Here is a 19,125-nt window from a genome sequence, read left to right on the forward strand (position 1 = left end):
GAATTTTCCAGACTCTGAAGGATCGCCCGTGAGCCAATCACTGATCGCTGCCCTGCAAAACCCGGCCCTTTACCCGCACCCCGTCGAAGGGTTCCAGGTCATCGAAACCCACATCTCCTGGGTATTGCTCACCGGCCCCTATGCCTACAAATTCAAGAAGCCGGTCAATTTCGGTTTCCTCGACTTCACCAGTCTCGACGCGCGCAAGCACTTCTGTGGTGAAGAGCTGCGCTTGAACCAACGCCTGACCCAGGATCTTTACCTGGAAGTCTTGCCGATCACCGGCAGTGCCGAAGCGCCACAACTGGGCGGCGACGGCCCGGCCATCGAATACGCCTTGAAAATGCGCCAATTTCCCCAGAGCGAACTGCTCAGCACCCTGCAGGCCAACGGCGAACTCACCACCGCACACATTGATGAAATGGCCGCGCAGATCGCCCAGTTCCACCTCTCCACGCCCAAGGTGCCGGCCGACAATTCGGCGGGTACACCGGACAGCGTCATGGCGCCGGTACGGCAGAACTTCGAGCAGATCCGTCCGTTCCTCAACGACAAGGCCGACCTGCAGCAACTCGAAGCCCTTCAAGCCTGGGCCGAAACCAGCTTCGAACGCCTCAAGCCGCTGTTCGCCCAGCGCAAGGCCGACGGTTTCATTCGCGAATGCCACGGTGACATTCACCTGGGCAACGCCACCGTAATCGACGGCAAAGTAGTGATCTTCGACTGCATCGAGTTCAACGAGCCATTCCGTTTCACCGACGTCTACGCCGACACCGGCTTCCTGGCGATGGACCTCGAAGACCGCGGCCTCAAGTCGCTCGCGCGGCGGTTCGTCAGTCAATACCTGGAACTCACCGGTGACTACAGCGGCCTGGAACTGCTGAACTTCTACAAAGCCTACCGCGCCCTGGTCCGGGCCAAGGTCGCGCTGTTCAGCATGCCCGCCGAAGCCGACCCGGTACAGCGCGCCACCACCCTGCGCCAATACCGCAACTATGCCAACCTGGCCGAAAGCTACAGCACCATTCCTTCGCGCTTCCTGGCCATTACCCATGGCGTCTCGGCCGTAGGCAAAAGCCACGTTGCGATGCGCCTGGTGGAGGCCCTCGGCGCGATTCGCCTGCGTTCGGATGTGGAGCGCAAGCGCCTGTTCGGTGAACAGCAAGTGCCGAACGACCCGAAAGCCGGCATCTATAGCAGCGATGCCAGCAGCGCCACATACGCGCGCCTGCATGAAATCGCCGACGTGATCCTGCATGCGGGATTCCCGGTGGTGATCGATGCCACTTACCTCAAGCATGACCAGCGCGACGCCGCTGCCAAAGTCGCCGAAGGCACGGGCGCGCCGTTCCTGATCCTGGATTGCGACGCGCCGCAAGCCGTCATCGAAAGCCGACTCGCCCAGCGCCAGGCCGACCAGAAAGACCCGTCCGACGCCAACCTGGCAGTCATCGCCGCCCAACAGGTGAGCCGCGAAGCGCTGAGCCCGGCTGAGATCCTCTGCAGCAAGCGAGTTCAAACCAACGAAAGCGGCACGCTGGATGTCGTGGTTGCGCAGATTCGCCAACGCCTGCCAGGCCTGTAGGAGACTATTTCGGCCGTGAACCGACGCCCGGCTTCACGGCCGCCAAATAGTGGCACTATACTGGCGCCATAAAACCAACAGGTGATATGCCATGAGCCACCCCAAGCTTCTCGATACCCCGCTGTATGCCTTGTTGCGCAAAGACGACATTGCCGGATTCAACAGCCAACGCCCCCAAGGTCCGATCGATATGCGCGGCGGCGATTTCCGCGGCCTTGACTTGCGCGAACTGAACGCCGACGACGTGGACTTCACGGACGCCTACTTCCGTTCCGCCGATCTGCGTGGCATCGATTTCCGCAAGTCATCGCTGGAAGGCGCAAGCCTTGCCCATGCGCAGATCTCCGGCACCTATTTCCCGCCCGAGCTGTCTGCCGATGAAATCCTGATGTCCATGAACTTCGGTACTCGCCTGCGCTACCGCACCCGCTGAACCTGAAGGAAACGGCCACGGCACCGAACGATCTCCAGCGCCCCCGCTTGCGCTGGACGATGTGCCTTTCTGCTTGTTCATACCCATCGTGCGTAATGCCTTAGAAGCTTTTGCGTCGATTCCGACCAAAGAATCACGCTTTTCCTACTGAGCGCTACACTCCTGAGAAGCTTGCCCACTGCACCAGTCGGCCGTCGCAAGGAGGCTCGATGAATGATGAACTGCAACACCTGAAGAATCTGGGCAAGACATCAGCCCAGTGGCTGCACGCCGTGGGTATCCACAGTGCCTCGGACCTGCGCCGTCTCGGCGCGGTGGACGCCTACCGCGCCGTGCGCACTCGTGGTTTTCGCGCTTCCAAGGTTTTGCTCTACGCCATAGAGGGTGCGCTGATGGACATGCATTGGAACGATATTCCGGCCGAACGCAAAGAAGCGCTGAACAAACAGCTGGACGCCATTTCCACGCGCCACAAAGCCTGACGTTACCTTTTGCGATTTCCATGACAGGCTACAGATATTTTTGCCGGCGGAAAAACAATGTTTGACATGGAAATGAGAATCGCTATGATTACCACATCCGGTCGCGAGACTGGTCGATATTTGAAAAGCCCTTGGTTCGGACTCTCAGATATCTCCTCATCAGGCTAATCACGGTTATTTGACCCGGCTCTTGCCGGGTCTTTTTTTGCCCGGAAATTATTGCCTGCCGTTCCCACGCATCTGTGCGCAATAGTCTTGAGACGGTGTCGCCGGGGTGTACCACACGAAATCAGCCATGGCCGGCGTAACGTCGCCGCCCTCCTCGGCCAGCATCAGGACGACTGGTGCGTCACGAGCGCCCAGATCCAGTGCATGCAGCGGCACGCCAACGTCTTTGCGAACATGCCAGGCGCCCGCGAACAACAATGCCGGCGCGGGAGCCTCGAGCAATCGCTCGGCCATGCGCCGGTCACGCTGTTGCTGCACCGCCAACATCGCCGGCATCTGCGACTCTGGCAGTAGTCCGCAATGGGACTCGCGGATTTGTCCCAACAGTTTCTCCTTCACCGTAGCTGCATTGGAGCGAGTGCCGCTTATGGCGGGAGCTTGGCGATAGATGCGCTGGATGTCCGCGCTGTCCAGATTCGCTGACGACACCGGATAAGATTGCCTCAAGGCGAACTCGACCATGGGCCCGTACAAACGCCAATCCCAACCTGGCGACCAATCCAACGCGCCAGGTAAATCCTGCGGCAGGGCAGGCAATTGGCGAACCGCGTCGACCCTTGGCTGTTGGTGTGGCGTCAGCATCTCCAGCAGCAAGCTGCCTTGGGGACGCTGGTCGGCCAGGGCCTGGAGCAGCCAGCGCTGCAGCGTGTGGTGGTCACGGTTGTCGTGTTGTTCGCCGACCACTACTCGCGGGGCCTGCGCCAAACGGCCGACCAATGCCCGAGGCGTGATCGATTCGCCCGTATGCAAATCACGGATCCGCCCGCCCACCGGGGGCGGGGCGACACTCTGGCAAGCCGCCAAGACACCCAATATCAGAATCAGGATCAAGCGCACATCGGAATCCTCCAGCCAGCCTCAGCGGGCAATGATCAACGGATGCCCGCGCTCCGGATGGGATTGCACCAGCACGTCGAGGCCAAACACCGCCTTGAGCGGCTCCGGGCGCAGCACTTGCCGAGGCGTATCCAGGGCCACCGGCCGGCCGGACGCCAACAGCAGCAGGCGATCACAGTAGCGCGCCGCCAGGTTCAGGTCATGCAGGATCACCAGCACCGCCGCGCCGCGACCAGCAAATTCACGCACCGCATGCAGGATAGTGTGCTGATGCAGCGGATCGAGCATCGAGGTCGGTTCGTCCAGCAGCAGGATTTGCCCCGCCTCACCCGGCCAAAGTTGCGCCAGCACCCGCGCCAAGTGCACCCGTTGGCGCTCGCCGCCGGACAGATCCAGATAATTGCGGCCCTGCAAATGCACCGCGTCCGCCGCTTGCAGCGTCCATTCGACGATTTGCCCGTCACGCACCCGACCGCTCTGGTGAGGCAGTCGTCCCATGCCGACCACTTCTTCTACACGGAACGCGAAATCCAGTGTCGAGAACTGCGGCAACACCGCCAGGCGACGAGCGCGCTCGGCACCCGCCCACTGAATCAGAGGCCGGTCATCGAGCCAGACCTGCCCTTGCGCCGGCCGTAACTCGCCACACAAACCCGCCAGCAAAGTACTTTTACCCGCGCCATTGGGACCGAGCACACCCAGCACTTCGCCGGGATTGAGCTGCAGATCGAGATCCGCCAGTACGGTTCTACGTCCACGGTGGATGTGCAAGTCTTGCGCTCGCAACATCAGGCGCGCCCCCGCAGCAATAAATAAAGGAAGAAAGGTGCACCGATGAACGCCGTGACGATGCCGATCGGCAGCTCCGCCGGGGCCAGCGCCAGGCGCGCCACCAGATCGGCGAATAAAAGGAGACTGGCGCCTGCCAACATTGATGCAGGCAGCAGGACGCGATGGTCAGGCCCCGCCAATAGTCGCACCAGGTGGGGCACCACCAGCCCGACAAAACCGATCATGCCCGCTGCCGCGACTGCGGCGCCTACGCCCAGCGCCGTACAGAGCACCAATTCACGCTTGAGCCATTCGACATCAATGCCCAGGTGAGCGGCTTCGGACTCTCCCAGCAACAGTGCATTGAGCGCCCGCGCCCGACGCGGCAACCAGATCGCCACGCCCGCACTGACCAGCAACAACGGCCACAACCGCGCGTAGCTGGCCCCATTCAGGCTGCCCAGGTTCCAGAACGTCAGGGTCCGCAAAGTCGCATCGTCCGCCAGGTAAGTGAACAGGCCAACCGCCGCCCCGGACAACGCCGTCAAGGCAATGCCGGCGAGGAGCATCGTGGCGACGTGAGTCCGGCCGTTGCGCCGTCCAAGGCGATAGACCAGCGCCGTGACCCCGAGCCCGCCGAGAAATGCACACACTGACAACACGTAGGGGCCCAACGTGTCGGGCAACCCGCCCAGCGCCGAGCCCCCGACGATGGCAAACGCCGCCCCCAGTGCCGCCCCGCTGGACACGCCGACCAACCCCGGGTCGGCGAGCGGATTGCGAAACAGCCCCTGCATCGCCACGCCAGACAACGCCAAGATCCCGCCCACCGCCAAGCCCAGCAAGGTACGAGGCAGGCGAATCTGGCCAAGGATCAGCTCGGCCTGCTCCAGGCCATCGTCAGCCATCGGCCAACCCAGCAGGCGCAGGGCCGCACGCAAGGTATCGAACAACGGCAAGCTCACCGGCCCCAAGGACAGGGACAGCCAGATTGCCAACAGACACAGCAGGCCCAGGCCGATGAACAACGTGCGCGGTTTGACCCGTGCCGTCATGGCGTCTTGGCCAGGTAGAACTTATCGGCCAGCTTGATCAGGCCCTGTGGCGCAGCGTGGGGATTCGGGCGCATCAAGCAGCTTCCTCAAGAAGATTTTTCATGGGCAGGGCTTGGTCAAGTATTCTCGAACACCAGCGAAGCAGGCGTCATTTGATGATTGCTTTCATTTGCCCGTCAAGCATGGAACTCGACGACATAGCCTGTGGGAGCGAGCCTGCTCGCGAATGCGGTGGGCCAGCCCACACCAAGAACACTGACACGCAGCATTCGCGAGCAGGCTCGCTCCCACAAAGAGCCCATCCTTTATGACATTTAGAGACGTACATGAAATTTCTTTGTACCGCCGCCGAATTACCCGACAACAGCAGTCGCGGCTTCGACATCGAAGGGCGCAAGCTGCTGGCCGTGCGGCGCGCAGGCCAAGCCTACGTCTATCTCAATCGTTGCCCGCATCGTGGCGTGCCGCTGGAATGGCAACCCGATCAGTTTCTCGACGCCAGCGCCAGTCTCATCCAATGCGCGACCCATGGCGCGCTGTTCCTGATCGAAAGCGGTGAGTGCGTCGCCGGCCCTTGCGCCGGGCAATTCCTGACCGCCCTAGACAGCCGGGAGGACGACCAAGGCATCTGGGTCAATCTGTAACGGCTCAATCAATACCGGCAACGGGCGATCCACCCACATCTGCTCCGGCGTCAGCGAGGCGCCGTAGGCCAGCACTTCCACCCCGGCGGCCACCGCCTCGCGCAATGCAGCGGCGTAAACCGGGTCGATTTCCTGCGCCGGGCGCACCGCCTCGATGCCACTCAAGTTCACGCAATACAACTGCACCGCGCGCACGCCTTCCCGAGCCAGGCAGGCCAGCTCTCGCAAATGCTTGGCACCGCGCAGGGTCACCGCGTCGGGAAACGCCGCCACATTCGTCCCGGCGAAACCCAGCGTAACGCTCTTCACCTCGACCCAGGCCGAGCTGCAATCGGCGTAATCGAGCCGAAAGTCGATACGGCTGTTCTCCACGCCATAGGCCACTTCCCGCTTCAGCCCTATGAAACCGTTCAGCTCCTGGATGACACCGGCCCGCAGCGCCTCCTCGATCAGCGAATTGGCCCGCGCGGTATTGATGCAGGCCAAGCGCCCCTGAGGGGTTTCGCCTATTTCCCAAGTGCCCGGCAACTTGCGCTTGGGGTCGTTGGAACGACTGAACCAGACGCGCGCGCCCTCGGCCATGCAATTGAGCATCGAGCCGGTGTTGGGACAGTGAATGGTCAGCAATTCGCCATGAACGGTCTCGATATCGGCGAGAAAACGCTTGTAACGTCGAATCAGCCGTCCCTCTTCCAAAGCCGGGGAAAATAGCATCAGCCTTGCCAACTCCGCAGTCCACGTTCAATTCGCTCCACCGCTTCCTGTAGCCGCGGCAGGCTTTGGGTGTAGGCAAATCTCACGTGATGGCCGGCTTGATGACGACCGAAGTCCAGTCCCGGCGTGAACGCCACGTGCTCGGTTTCCAGAAAGTGCTGGCAGAACGCAAAGGCATCGCCGCCAAATGCGCTGATGTCGGCATAGAGGTAGAACGCGCCTTGCGGCTCGACTGCGATGCCGAATCCCAACTCGCGCAAGGCCGGCAGGAGGAAGTCGCGACGCAACGCGAACTCGGTACGACGTTGCTCGAAAATCTCGATGGTCGCCGGCTCGAAACACGCCAGGGCCGCGTATTGGGCCATGCTGGGTGCACTGATGTAGAGGTTCTGCGCAAGCTTTTCCAACTCACCGACAGCCGCCGAAGGCGCCACCAGCCAGCCGAGCCGCCAGCCGGTCATGCCGAAATACTTGGAAAAGCTGTTCAGGACAAACGCATCGTCATCGACCTCCAGCACGCTGGCGGCGTCGGTGCCGTAGGTCAGGCCGTGATAGATCTCGTCGACCACCAGATGGCCGTTGTGGCTCTTGATCGCCTTGGACAGGCCCGCCAATTCATCCCGGGAAAGAATCGTCCCGGTCGGGTTGGCCGGGGAAGCCACCAGCGCACCCACGCTGTCATGGTCCCAATGGCGATTCACCAGATCTGGCGTCAATTGATAACGCACGTCCGGCCCTACGGGCACCAGTTGCGCCGCACCTTCGATCAGGCGCAGGAAATGACGGTTGCACGGATAGCCAGGGTCGGCCAGCAGCCAGTGCTTGCCTGGGTCCACCAGCAAGGCGCTGGCCAGCAGCAACGCGCCGGACCCACCCGGCGTCACCAGGACACGCCGGGGATCGATATCTACCCCGTAGCGTTGCGTGTAGAAACCGGCAATGGCCTCGCGCAGTTCAGGAATGCCACGGGCCGCTGTGTAACGGGTCTTGCCCGCCGCCAAGGCCGCCTGGCCGGCCTGGATGATCGGCTCGGCGGTGGTGAAGTCCGGCTCGCCGATCTCCAGGTGAATGACGTCGTGCCCGGCGGCCTGCAATTCGTTGGCACGGGCCAGCAACGCCATGACATGGAAAGGTTCGATGGCACGACTGCGTGCGCTGTAGGGCTGGGCCATGGGGCCGTCCTTCGCGAAAAAAGAACCGATTCTACCCAACTCGCGAACAGCTGCGGGAACGAGCGCAAATCTAAAACGGTCCTAGCGCGTAGATCGCTGGAAATGACTCCAGCGTTTAACCCAGGCTTGACTAAAATCAAGCATTGAGCAGGTTTGCGACCCCACCGGACCGGACCCGGCCATGTTTTACAGGCCCCAGCCGCGCCAGGCTCGACAACCGGGAGTAGCGCGGCCCGATTTGATCTGGTAAGTTCGCCCGCTTGCAGCCGCAGGGCCGGCAGGTGTCGGTGATGGAGCAATCCTGCGTAGTGGATTACAAGAGTAGAGGCGGTCCATTCATGCCCACCCAAGCAAAGCAGAAAGAAAACCAGTCGCTCAGCGGGTTTGAGCCATATGTCGCGAAAGAGGGCGAGGAGTACATGGGCGCCCCCATGCGCGCGCACTTCACCAGGATCCTGAACAAGTGGAAACAGGACCTGATGCAGGAAGTCGATCGCACGGTTGACCATATGAAGGACGACGCGGCCAACTTCCCTGACCCGGCCGACCGTGCCAGCCAGGAAGAAGAATTCAGCCTTGAATTGCGTGCCCGCGACCGTGAGCGCAAGCTGATCAAGAAAATCGACAAGACGCTGCAACTGATTGAAGACGAAGAGTACGGCTGGTGCGAGTCCTGCGGCGTCGAGATTGGCGTCAAGCGACTGGAAGCACGTCCGACCGCCGATATGTGCGTCGACTGCAAGACCCTCGCGGAAATCAAGGAAAAACAGGTCGGCAAGTAATCGCCGGGGCTGTCATCGAAACGGAGCGTTCATACGCTCCGTTTTTTGTTTGCGCTCCAGCTGCACACCCAATCCCCTTGTGGGAGCGAGCTTGCTCGCGATGATGGCGACTTATTCAATACTTATGCAAGCTGGCCCACCGCTATCGCGAGCAAGCTCGCTCCCACAGGGAATTATGCTCCGCCATCAAGATCTGCACGCCTTGTGCCCGAACCCAGTGACATTCGCCCTATGACTGCCTACATCGGACGCTTCGCCCCCACCCCCAGCGGCCACCTGCATTTTGGCTCGCTGGTCGCCGCACTGGCATCGTACCTGGATGCCCGGGCCGTGGACGGGCGCTGGTTGTTGCGCATGGAAGACCTCGACCCCCCACGGGAAGAGCCCGGCGCGCAAGCGGCGATTCTCAAGGCGCTGGAAAGCTACGGGTTTGAATGGGACGGCGAGATGGTGCGCCAGAGTGACCGCCACGAAGCCTACCAGCAGGTCATCGACCGCTTGTTCAGCCAAGGCCTGGCCTACGCCTGCACCTGTTCGCGCAAGCAACTGGAACCGTATCAAGGCATTTATCCGGGATTGTGCCGCAACGCCGGGCACGACGCCGAAGACGCCGCCATCCGCCTGCGCGTTCCGGAACTCGAATACCATTTCGTCGACCGGGTCCAAGGCGAGTTCCGCCAGCACCTGGGCCGCGAGGCGGGCGACTTCGTGATTCGCCGTCGCGACGGACTCTATGCCTATCAATTGGCCGTGGTCCTCGACGATGCCTGGCAAGGCGTCACCGACATTGTCCGCGGTGCCGACCTGCTGGATTCCACGCCGCGCCAACTCTACCTGCAAGAACTGCTTGGGTTACCACAACCGCGTTATCTGCACGTACCGCTGATCACCCAGCCGGACGGACACAAGCTCGGCAAATCCTATCGCTCGCCACCGTTGACGGCCGATCAGGCACCTCCCCTGTTGTTAAGGGCGTTGCGTGCACTGGGCCAGCAACCGGCGCCGGAGCTGGTCGATGCCAGCCCACGGGAGTTGCTGGCCTGGGGCGTTCGCCACTGGGATGCGGGGCAGATCCCGCGCACACTGGCGCTGCCCGAAGCGCAAATACAGTGACGGCCCTTGCAGCCTGCCGCCTATCCGTTACCATCGCCGCACGTTTTCGGGCACGTGCATAAAAAAGAGAGACCGGGATGTACATCTATCGCTTGGTCCTGCTCCTGGTAGTGGGGATTTACCTGTTCTCCCCGGCCATCATGGATTGGTGGATCGATGCCACGGGTGCCTGGTATCGGCCGTATCTGCTCTGGCTGATCCTGATCGTCGTGACCTTCATCCTTCAGAGCCAAAAAGATGCCGATGAGCTTTAGCCTGACCCAGATGATCCTGATCAGCGCCGCCTACCTGGCGGTGCTGTTCGGCGTAGCCTGGATCAGCGAACGAGGCATGATCCCGCGCGCGATCATTCGCCACCCACTGACTTACACCCTGTCGCTGGGTGTGTACGCCAGCGCATGGGCGTTCTATGGCACGGTGGGCCTGGCCTATCAGTACGGCTACGGCTTCCTGTCCAGTTACCTTGGGGTTTCCGGGGCCTTCCTGCTGGCACCGGTGCTGCTCTACCCGATCCTGAAAATCACCCGCACCTACCAATTGTCGTCGTTGGCCGACCTGTTCGCCTTCCGCTTCCGCAGCACCTGGGCGGGCGCGCTGACCACGATTTTCATGCTGGTCGGCGTGCTGCCGTTGCTCGCGCTCCAAATGCAGGCGGTCGCCGATTCCATCAGCATCCTGACCCAAGAACCGGTGCAGCACCGGGTGGCGCTGAGCTTCTGCGTCCTGATCATCCTCTTCACGATTTTCTTCGGCTCACGGCACATCGCCACGCGGGAAAAACATGAAGGCCTGGTGTTCGCGATCGCCTTCGAATCGGTGATCAAGCTGATCGCCATCGGCGGCGTCGGCCTTTACGCCTTGTATGGCGTATTCGATGGCCCGCAGCAGCTCGAGATCTGGCTGCTGCAGAACCAGACCGCCCTCGCGGCGCTGCACACGCCGCTCCAGGAAGGACCGTGGCGCACGCTGCTGCTGGTGTTCTTCGCCTCGGCGATCGTGATGCCGCACATGTATCACATGACCTTTACCGAAAACCTCAACCCGCGCTCGCTGGTCAGCGCAAGCTGGGGCCTGCCGCTGTTCCTGTTGTTGATGAGCCTGGCCGTGCCGCTGATCCTCTGGGCCGGGTTGAAACTGGGGGCCAGCACCAATCCGGAATACTTCACCCTCGGCATTGGCATCGCCGCCAACAACAAGGCGCTGGCGCTGCTGGCCTATGTCGGCGGCCTGTCGGCGGCCAGCGGCCTGATCATCGTGACCACCCTGGCGCTGTCGGGCATGGCCCTCAACCATTTGGTGTTGCCGCTTTACCAGCCTCCCGCAGAGGGGAACATCTATCGCTGGCTGAAATGGACCCGCCGCGCACTGATCGTCGCGATCATCATGGCCGGCTACGGTTTCTACCTGATGCTGGGCGACGGACAGGACCTGGCCAACCTGGGCATTGTCGCGTTCGTTGCGACCCTGCAATTCCTGCCCGGCGTACTGTCGGTGCTGTATTGGCCGACCGCCAACCGCCGCGGCTTCATCGCCGGCCTGCTGGCGGGCATCGTGGTCTGGCTGGTCGCCATGCTGCTGCCACTGCTGGGCAACCTGCAGGGTTTCTATATTCCACTGTTGAACATGATCTACGTGCTCGACGACACCAGCTGGCACATGGCAGCCATCGCCTCGCTGGCGGCGAACGTGCTGATGTTCACCCTGATCTCGCTGTTCACCAACGCCAGCAGCGAAGAAGCCAGCGCTGCCGAAGCCTGCGCCGTGGATAACGTCCGCCGTCCGCAGCGCCGTGAACTGCACGCTGCCTCGCCCCAGGAATTCGCCACCCAACTGGCCAAGCCCCTTGGCGCCAAGGCCGCGCAAAAGGAAGTCGAACAGGCCCTGCGCGACCTTTACCTGCCGTTTGATGAGCGCCGTCCATACGCCTTGCGCCGGTTGCGGGATCGGATCGAAGCCAACCTGTCCGGCCTGATGGGCCCCAGCGTGGCACAGGACATGGTCGAGACCTTCCTGCCCTACAAGGCCGGCGGTGAGAACTATGTCACCGAAGACATCCACTTCATCGAAAGCCGCCTCGAGGACTACCACTCGCGCCTCACCGGCCTGGCCGCCGAGCTGGACGCCCTGCGTCGTTATCACCGCCAGACCCTGCAGGAACTGCCGATGGGGGTCTGTTCCCTGGCCAAGGACCAGGAAATCCTGATGTGGAACAAGGCCATGGAGGAACTGACCGGCATCGCCGCCCAGCGCGTGGTCGGTTCACGCCTGAGCACCCTGGGCGAGCCGTGGAAAGGCTTGCTGCAAGGCTTCATCGACCTGCCGGATGAGCATCTGCACAAACAACACCTGGCGCTCGACGGCCAGACCCGCTGGCTGAACCTGCACAAGGCGGCCATCGACGAGCCGTTGGCGCCGGGTAACAGTGGCCTGGTGCTGTTGGTGGAAGACCTGACCGACACCCAGATGCTCGAAGACAAGCTGGTCCACTCCGAGCGACTGGCCAGCATCGGCCGACTGGCGGCCGGCGTGGCCCACGAAATCGGCAACCCGATCACCGGCATCGCGTGCCTGGCGCAAAACCTTCGTGAAGAGCGCGAGGAAGACGGCGAACTGACGGAAATCAGCGGCCAGATCCTCGAGCAGACCAAACGCGTCTCGCGCATCGTCCAGTCCCTGATGAGCTTCGCCCATGCCGGCGGCCATCAGCACAATGACGAACCTGTCTGCCTGGCCGAAGTGGCACAGGATGCCATCGGTCTCCTGGCGCTCAACCGGCGCAACTTCGAAGTCCAATTCTACAATTTGTGCGACCCGGATCACTGGGTCGACGGCGATCCCCAACGGCTCGCCCAAGTACTGATCAACCTGTTGTCCAACGCGCGCGACGCCTCACCGGCCGGCAGCGCGGTGCGTGTCAGGAGTGAAGCCTTCGAACACACGGTCGACCTGATCGTCGAAGACGAAGGCAGCGGTATCCCACAGAACATCATGGACCGATTGTTCGAACCCTTCTTCACCACCAAGGATCCTGGCGAAGGCACCGGTCTGGGCCTCGCACTGGTCTATTCCATCGTTGAAGAGCATTATGGACAAATCACCATCGACAGCCCGGCCGATGTTCAAAGCCAGCGCGGCACCCGTATCCGGGTCACCTTGCCGCGTCATGTCGAAGCGACGTCCGCTGTGAACTGAGACCGTCGAGAGAATCGAATCAATGCCGCACATTTTGATCGTCGAAGACGAAACAATTATCCGCTCCGCCTTGCGCCGTCTGCTGGAACGCAACCAGTACCAGGTCAGCGAAGCCGGTTCCGTGCAGGAAGCACAAGAGCGCTTCAGCATTCCCACGTTTGACCTGATCGTCAGCGACCTGCGTCTGCCCGGCGCCCCCGGGACCGAGTTGATCAAGCTCGGACAGGGCACGCCGGTGCTGATCATGACCAGTTACGCGAGCCTGCGCTCGGCGGTCGACTCCATGAAAATGGGCGCGGTGGACTACATCGCCAAACCGTTCGACCACGATGAGATGCTCCAGGCTGTAGCCCGCATCCTGCGTGACCGCCAGACAGCGACCAGCCAACCGTCGGAACCGACGAATGGCAAGGTAGCCGCTGGAAAAGCAGGAGCCAGCAACAGCAATGGCGAAATCGGCATCATCGGCTCGTGCCCGCCCATGCAGGATCTGTACGTCAAGATCCGCAAAGTGGCGCCGACTGACTCCAATGTCCTGATCCAGGGCGAGTCCGGCACCGGCAAGGAGTTGGTGGCCCGGGCACTGCACAACCTGTCCCGCCGGGCCAAGGCGCCGATGATCTCGGTGAACTGCGCGGCCATTCCGGAAAGCCTGATCGAATCCGAGCTGTTCGGCCACGAAAAGGGTGCGTTCACAGGCGCCAGCGCCGGGCGTGCCGGCCTGGTGGAAGCGGCAGACGGCGGCACGCTGTTCCTCGATGAGATCGGCGAACTGCCACTGGAAGCCCAGGCGCGATTGCTGCGGGTGCTCCAGGAAGGCGAGATCCGTCGAGTTGGCTCGGTCCAGTCACAGAAGGTCGACGTACGCCTGATCGCCGCGACCCACCGGGACCTGAAGAGCCTGGCGAAGATCGGCCAGTTCCGTGAAGACCTTTACTACCGCCTGCACGTGATTGCCCTGAAACTGCCACCCCTGCGCGAGCGCGGTGCCGACGTCAACGAAATCGCCAATGCGTTCCTCGCCCGCCAGAGCGCGCGGATCAACCGTACCGACTTGAAATTTGCCCCGGATGCCGAGCAGGCCATTCGTCATTACGCTTGGCCCGGTAACGTCCGGGAGCTGGAAAACGCTGTGGAGCGAGCGGTGATCCTGAGCGAAAGCCCGGAAATCTCCGCCGACCTGCTGGGCATCGACATCGAACTGAGTGACCTCGACGACGAAGAATTCATCGGCCTGGCCCCACAACAGGGAGGCGCTGCCAACAACACCAGCCATGAACCCACCGAGGACCTGTCCCTCGAAGACTATTTCCAGCATTTCGTCCTTGAACATCAGGACCACATGACCGAGACCGAGCTGGCACGCAAGCTGGGCGTCAGCCGAAAATGCCTGTGGGAACGTCGCCAGCGCCTGGGGATTCCACGGCGCAAGACCGGGGCAACCAGCGAAAGCTGAGGTGTACAGGTAACATCGCACATTGTGAAAAAACTGTTACCTCAGCTTTTTCACGTAACAGAAGCCGGGGTTTACGGTAACGAAACCCCGGCTTTTTTTCGCCTTGAAAAAACCGGCATATCGATAGAACCCCCGGTTTCGCTGGGCCTGGCAAAAGTTGGCACGCACCCTGCTATAGCTTTGGTACAAGAACAATAACAAGCAATGCACAAGACAATAAAAATAAGACGAATCGACTCACGCACAATAAAAACAAGACGGCGAGAGGCGCAGCTAACTGATTCTTTTGGAGAGGCGTTGTATTTGGGGCTTGCCCCACAACCAGGCCGAGAACAATAAAAACTGTCTCAAGACAGGTGCCTGAACTGGTTGGATCGATGGATCACTGCAACACAGCGACCAAAGCAATCCGTTTGCTCTTGGCTCCCGATTGGGAGGGTCACGAAGGGAAAACCTCGTGGCGCGGGCACTCAACAAAAACAAGAAGCCCGAAACCAATAATAAAAACAGAGCACGCAACTAATTCTGGGGGAGCTTCGGCTCCCCTTGTGGTTTCTGTCGTTCCGCCTTCCCCGCTGCCTACAAAGCTTGTCGCCTAAGCTTGCAGCTCAAAACGCCTGCGTCCTACACCATCCGTTGACTAAATGCTAGAATCCCCGCCCATCATGCGGCCATTCTTCGTTTTTGGCTGAATATTCCTTCAAACAGTGCATCCCATGCTGAAGAAGCTGTTCCAGTCATTCCGTTCTCCCTTGCGTCGTACGCAACACATACGCAGCACGCCTGAAGTGCTCAATAGCGGCCAGCATTCGTTGCAAAAGGCCCAATTCAGCCGTTACGCGGTGAACATCGTCGAACGCCTGCAGAACGCCGGCTACCAGGCTTATCTGGTCGGCGGCTGCGTGCGCGACATGCTGCTCAATATCACCCCCAAGGATTTCGACGTCGCCACCAGCGCCACGCCCGAGCAGATACGCGCCGAGTTCCGCAATGCGCGGATCATCGGGCGACGTTTCAAGCTGGTGCATATCCACTTCGGTCGCGAGATCATCGAGGTGGCGACCTTCCGCGCCAACCATCCGCAAAACGACGAAGACGAAGACAGCAACCAATCGTCTCGCAACGAGAGCGGACGCATCCTGCGCGATAACGTCTACGGCACCCTGGAAGAAGACGCGCAGCGCCGCGACTTCACCATCAACGCCCTGTATTACGACCCGGTGAGCGAGCGCATCCTCGATTACGCCAACGGCGTGCACGACATTCGCAATCGCTTGATCCGCCTGATCGGCGATCCCAAGCAGCGTTACCAGGAAGACCCGGTGCGGATGCTGCGGGCCGTGCGTTTCGCCGCCAAGCTGGATTTCGGCATCGAAAAACACAGCGCCCTGCCGATTCGCGAGCTCGCGCCAATGCTGCGGGAAATCCCCTCGGCCCGCCTGTTCGAGGAAGTGCTCAAGCTGTTCCTGTCAGGTAACGCGGCAGATACTTTCGAAATGCTCGTGGACCTGCAGCTCTTCGATCCGCTGTTCCCCGCCAGCGCCGAAGCCCTGGAGCACAACCCGACCTACACCCACACCCTGATCAGCGAAGCGCTCATCAACACCGACCTGCGGATCAAGCAGAACAAGCCGGTAACGCCAGCGTTCCTGTTCGCCGCCTTGCTCTGGCCTGCCCTGCCCGCTCGCGTGCTGCGCTTGCAAGACCGTGGCATGCCGCCGATTCCGGCGATGCAGGAAGCCGCCCACGAACTGATTGCCGAACAGTGCCAGCGTATCGCCATTCCAAAACGCTTCACGATGCCGATCCGCGAGATCTGGGACATGCAGGAGCGCCTGCCACGGCGCAGCGGCAAACGTGCCGACCTGCTGCTGGAAAACCCGCGTTTCCGCGCCGGCTACGACTTCCTGCTGTTGCGTGAAAGCGCCGGCGAGCAGACCGATGGCCTGGGCGAATGGTGGACCGATTACCAGGACGCCAACGACAGCGAGCGCCGCGAGATGATCCGCGAGCTCAGCGGCAAGGACGACGGCACCAGCGGCCCGCGCAAGCGTCGGCGCAGCAGCGGTGCCAAGCGTAAGCGTGCCGGCGTACCGAGCGCATCAGACGAGTAATCGATGGAACGCATCTATATCGGCATGGGCAGCAACCTGGCCGAACCCGCCGAGCAACTGCGCTGCGCCATCGAGGCGCTGGCGCGCCTGCCCGAGACCCGACTGGCAGGCGTCTCGGCGTTTTATCAAAGCGATTCCCTGCTGCCCGGCCAGCCGCGCTACACCAATGCGGTGGCGGCCCTGGACAGCGACCTGGCACCGCTTGAGTTGCTCGACGCGCTGCAAGCCATCGAAACCGGCCAGGGTCGCGAGCGCCTTGAGCGCTGGGGCCCGCGCACCCTGGACCTGGACATCCTGCTGTTCGGTGACCGTCTGATCGACGAGCCCCGCCTCAAAGTCCCCCACTACCATATGCAAGCCAGGGCTTTTGTGCTCTACCCCCTGGCCGAACTGGCCCCCGCCGACCTGCGCCTGGCCGATGGACGCCTGCTCAAGGATCTCCTTGCGGCGTGCCCCTTCGCCGGTTTGGAACGCTTGCCACCTCTCTGACGGACACCCTCGCTCCCACAGAATCCAGGACCGGGCAGTCAGATCTTAAACACACCCCCTCGCTGAAACGCATCAGTAACCGCGGTAACACCCGGCGGTAACACATCCAATTGACTTCCCCGATACTCCTCACGACTATAGGCGTCCCGTCGCCGCCAACGCGGCGCTAATGGGCGCAATCCAGGCCTTACAAGCACCACGCAAAGAAGGTGCGCCTGTATTCGAGCGCCTCATGAGGACTTTTTCATGCCAGCTATTACCCTGACCACGCTGCAAGGTCTCAAGCAAAAAGGTGAAAAAATCACCATGCTGACCTGCTATGACGCCACCTTCGCCCATGCCTGCAATGAGGCTGGAGTCGAGGTGCTGCTGGTGGGCGACTCCCTCGGCATGGTGTTGCAAGGTCACGACAGCACCTTGCCGGTGACCACTGCCGAGATGGCCTACCACGTAGCGGCGGTCAAGCGTGGTAACACCGACGCGCTGATCCTCGCCGACCTGCCGTTCATGGCCTACGCCACCCTTGAACAAACCATGGCCAACAGCGCCCTGCTGATGCAGGCCGGCGCCCACATGGTCAAGGTCGAAGGTGCGTTGTGGCTGGCCGATTCGATACGGCTGCTGGCCGAACGTGGCATTCCGGTGTGCGCGCACTTGGGCCTCACCCCTCAAGCCGTGAATATCCTCGGTGGCTACAAGGTCCAGGGCCGCAATGAAAACCAGGCGCGGCAGATGCGCGCCGATGCGATCGCGCTGGAGCAGGCCGGAGCCGCCATGTTGCTGCTCGAATGCGTGCCCAGCGAACTGGCCCAGGAAATCACCCAGGCGGTGAAGATTCCAGTGATCGGCATCGGCGCTGGCAACGCCACCGACGGTCAGGTGCTGGTGCTCCACGACATGCTCGGGCTGTCGATCACCGGTCGCGTGCCGAAGTTCGTGAAAAACTTCATGGCTGGGCAACCCTCTATCCAGGCAGCCCTGCAAGCCTACGTCGCCGAAGTGAAGGCGGCGTCCTTCCCGGGCGCCGAACACGGATTCTCCGCATGAACACCGTCAAGACCGTACGCGAACTCCGGGCCGCCGTGGCTCGCGCCCGTGGCGAGGGCAAGCGCATCGCCTTCGTCCCGACCATGGGCAACTTGCACAGCGGCCACATGGCCCTGGTGACCAAAGCCTCGCAACGAGCCGATTTCGTCGTGGCGAGCATCTTCGTCAACCCATTGCAGTTCGGCGCTGGCGAAGATTTGGACAAGTACCCGCGCACCCTGGCGGCGGACCAGGAGAAATTGCTCCAGGCCGGTTGCCACTTGCTGTTCGCCCCCAGCGTCGAGGAGATGTACCCCGACGGCATGGCCGGGCAGACCCGGGTCAGTGTCCCGCAGCTATCCGAAGGGCTCTGCGGCGCCAGCCGTCCGGGGCATTTCGAAGGCGTGGCGACGGTGGTCAGCAAGCTGTTCAACATGGTCCAGCCGGACCTGGCGGTGTTCGGCCAGAAGGATTTCCAGCAACTGGCGGTGATCCGCGCCTTGGTCCATGACCTGAACATGCCGATCCAGATCATCGGCGAGCCGACCGTTCGCGCCGAGGACGGCCTCGCGCTGTCTTCACGCAACGGCTTTCTCAGCCCTGATCAACGCGCCGTCGCCCCCGTGGTCTATCGCGTCCTGAGCCAGATCGCCGAGGCCATCAAGCAAGGGCAGCGGGATTACCCAGCGCTCATCGCTGAGCAGCTACAGCAACTGGAAGCCGCTGGCCTGCGCCCCGACTACCTGGAAATCCGCCACGCCAAGACCTTGCGTCCGGCCGTGAACGAGGATCGCGACCTGGTGATCCTGGTGGCGGCATTCCTCGGTACCACGCGCCTGATCGACAACCTGCACCTGGATCTCGACGCGCACGCCTGACACCTCAGCCCCGATGTGGGAGCGAGCCTGCTCGCGAAAACGGTAGGTCAGTTGATATAGACGTTGACTGATGCACCGCTATCGCGAGCAGGCTCGCTCCCACAGGGGTGATGTGGTGTTTAACAGACTGCATCTGCACATCCCCCCGTATTGC

18 protein-coding genes are annotated in these 19,125 nt (G+C 61.7%); 13 read left to right on the forward strand and 5 right to left on the reverse strand.

Annotated elements, in window-relative coordinates; genetic code table 11:
- Positions 1-28 precede the first annotated feature (28 nt).
- The 3 genes from KSS97_RS24590 to KSS97_RS24600 all read left to right on the forward strand — a co-directional run bounded on the left by KSS97_RS24590 (position 29) and on the right by KSS97_RS24600 (position 2,500).
- Positions 29-1,585 carry a bifunctional aminoglycoside phosphotransferase/ATP-binding protein gene (locus KSS97_RS24590; protein ID WP_217860352.1) on the forward strand — a complete coding sequence of 519 codons (1,557 nt, stop codon included), beginning with the start codon at positions 29-31 and terminating at the stop codon, positions 1,583-1,585.
- A 91-nt stretch (positions 1,586-1,676) separates the two neighbouring features.
- The gene (locus KSS97_RS24595; protein ID WP_030140229.1) at positions 1,677-2,018 is read left to right on the forward strand and encodes a pentapeptide repeat-containing protein; all 342 of its coding nucleotides are present in this window, start codon (positions 1,677-1,679) and stop codon (positions 2,016-2,018) included.
- Between the two features lie 209 nt (positions 2,019-2,227).
- On the forward strand, positions 2,228-2,500 hold the full coding sequence (locus tag KSS97_RS24600; protein WP_024779602.1) for a TfoX/Sxy family protein: 273 nt from the start codon (positions 2,228-2,230) through the stop codon (positions 2,498-2,500).
- A gap of 216 nt (positions 2,501-2,716) precedes the next feature.
- Here the strand turns inward: KSS97_RS24600 and KSS97_RS24605 are convergent, their stop codons facing one another.
- From KSS97_RS24605 to KSS97_RS24615, 3 genes are read right to left on the reverse strand one after another with little or no spacing between them, the layout of a single operon-like run.
- Positions 2,717-3,565 carry a ChaN family lipoprotein gene (locus KSS97_RS24605; protein WP_217860353.1) on the reverse strand — a complete coding sequence of 283 codons (849 nt, stop codon included), beginning with the start codon at positions 3,563-3,565 and terminating at the stop codon, positions 2,717-2,719.
- A 21-nt stretch (positions 3,566-3,586) separates the two neighbouring features.
- Positions 3,587-4,354, reverse strand: coding sequence for a heme ABC transporter ATP-binding protein (locus KSS97_RS24610; RefSeq protein ID WP_217860354.1), 768 nt, complete (start codon positions 4,352-4,354; stop codon positions 3,587-3,589).
- Positions 4,354-5,337 carry a FecCD family ABC transporter permease gene (locus tag KSS97_RS24615; protein WP_217862099.1) on the reverse strand — a complete coding sequence of 328 codons (984 nt, stop codon included), beginning with the start codon at positions 5,335-5,337 and terminating at the stop codon, positions 4,354-4,356. The genes KSS97_RS24610 and KSS97_RS24615 overlap by 1 nt, the downstream gene beginning before the upstream one ends.
- A gap of 380 nt (positions 5,338-5,717) precedes the next feature.
- Here KSS97_RS24615 and KSS97_RS24620 point away from each other — a divergent pair, with 380 nt between their 5' ends.
- Positions 5,718-6,035 carry a Rieske (2Fe-2S) protein gene (locus tag KSS97_RS24620; protein WP_217860355.1) on the forward strand — a complete coding sequence of 106 codons (318 nt, stop codon included), beginning with the start codon at positions 5,718-5,720 and terminating at the stop codon, positions 6,033-6,035.
- Here KSS97_RS24620 and sfsA read toward each other — a convergent pair.
- Together sfsA and KSS97_RS24630 are read right to left on the reverse strand one after the other, a co-directional pair.
- The gene (gene sfsA, locus KSS97_RS24625) at positions 5,991-6,749 is read right to left on the reverse strand and encodes a DNA/RNA nuclease SfsA (RefSeq protein WP_198798377.1); all 759 of its coding nucleotides are present in this window, start codon (positions 6,747-6,749) and stop codon (positions 5,991-5,993) included. The two genes, KSS97_RS24620 and sfsA, sit on opposite strands and share 45 nt — an antisense overlap.
- Complete coding sequence (locus KSS97_RS24630; protein ID WP_030140235.1) at positions 6,749-7,921, reverse strand: pyridoxal phosphate-dependent aminotransferase; 1,173 nt, start codon at positions 7,919-7,921, stop codon at positions 6,749-6,751. The genes sfsA and KSS97_RS24630 overlap by 1 nt, the downstream gene beginning before the upstream one ends.
- A 338-nt stretch (positions 7,922-8,259) precedes the next feature.
- Between KSS97_RS24630 and dksA the strand changes: the two genes are divergently transcribed.
- The 9 genes from dksA (at position 8,260) to panC (ending at position 18,971) form a co-directional block, all read left to right on the forward strand.
- Positions 8,260-8,703 carry an RNA polymerase-binding protein DksA gene (gene dksA / locus KSS97_RS24635; protein ID WP_030140236.1) on the forward strand — a complete coding sequence of 148 codons (444 nt, stop codon included), beginning with the start codon at positions 8,260-8,262 and terminating at the stop codon, positions 8,701-8,703.
- 231 nt (positions 8,704-8,934) lie between these two features.
- A complete protein-coding gene (gluQRS, locus tag KSS97_RS24640) occupies positions 8,935-9,816 on the forward strand; it encodes a tRNA glutamyl-Q(34) synthetase GluQRS (protein WP_198798376.1) in 882 nt (293 codons plus the stop codon).
- 77 nt (positions 9,817-9,893) lie between these two features.
- On the forward strand, positions 9,894-10,070 hold the full coding sequence (locus KSS97_RS24645) for a hypothetical protein (protein WP_003176118.1): 177 nt from the start codon (positions 9,894-9,896) through the stop codon (positions 10,068-10,070).
- On the forward strand, positions 10,054-13,008 hold the full coding sequence (locus tag KSS97_RS24650; protein WP_030140238.1) for a sensor histidine kinase: 2,955 nt from the start codon (positions 10,054-10,056) through the stop codon (positions 13,006-13,008). The genes KSS97_RS24645 and KSS97_RS24650 overlap by 17 nt, the downstream gene beginning before the upstream one ends.
- A 22-nt stretch (positions 13,009-13,030) precedes the next feature.
- A complete protein-coding gene (locus KSS97_RS24655; RefSeq protein WP_030140239.1) occupies positions 13,031-14,464 on the forward strand; it encodes a sigma-54-dependent transcriptional regulator in 1,434 nt (477 codons plus the stop codon).
- Between the two features lie 716 nt (positions 14,465-15,180).
- Positions 15,181-16,578, forward strand: coding sequence for a polynucleotide adenylyltransferase PcnB (locus KSS97_RS24660; RefSeq protein WP_030140240.1), 1,398 nt, complete (start codon positions 15,181-15,183; stop codon positions 16,576-16,578).
- 3 nt (positions 16,579-16,581) lie between these two features.
- Positions 16,582-17,067 carry a 2-amino-4-hydroxy-6-hydroxymethyldihydropteridine diphosphokinase gene (gene folK, locus KSS97_RS24665; RefSeq protein WP_030140241.1) on the forward strand — a complete coding sequence of 162 codons (486 nt, stop codon included), beginning with the start codon at positions 16,582-16,584 and terminating at the stop codon, positions 17,065-17,067.
- Positions 17,068-17,313: 246 nt separating this feature from the next.
- Positions 17,314-18,114: a 3-methyl-2-oxobutanoate hydroxymethyltransferase gene (panB, locus tag KSS97_RS24670; RefSeq protein WP_030140242.1), complete on the forward strand. Its 801-nt coding sequence runs from the start codon at positions 17,314-17,316 to the stop codon at positions 18,112-18,114.
- On the forward strand, positions 18,111-18,971 hold the full coding sequence (gene panC, locus KSS97_RS24675; RefSeq protein WP_030140243.1) for a pantoate--beta-alanine ligase: 861 nt from the start codon (positions 18,111-18,113) through the stop codon (positions 18,969-18,971). The genes panB and panC overlap by 4 nt, the downstream gene beginning before the upstream one ends.
- The last annotated feature ends 154 nt before the right edge of the window (positions 18,972-19,125 follow it).

Source organism: Pseudomonas alvandae, assembly GCF_019141525.1.
Taxonomy (GTDB): domain Bacteria; phylum Pseudomonadota; class Gammaproteobacteria; order Pseudomonadales; family Pseudomonadaceae; genus Aquipseudomonas; species Aquipseudomonas alvandae.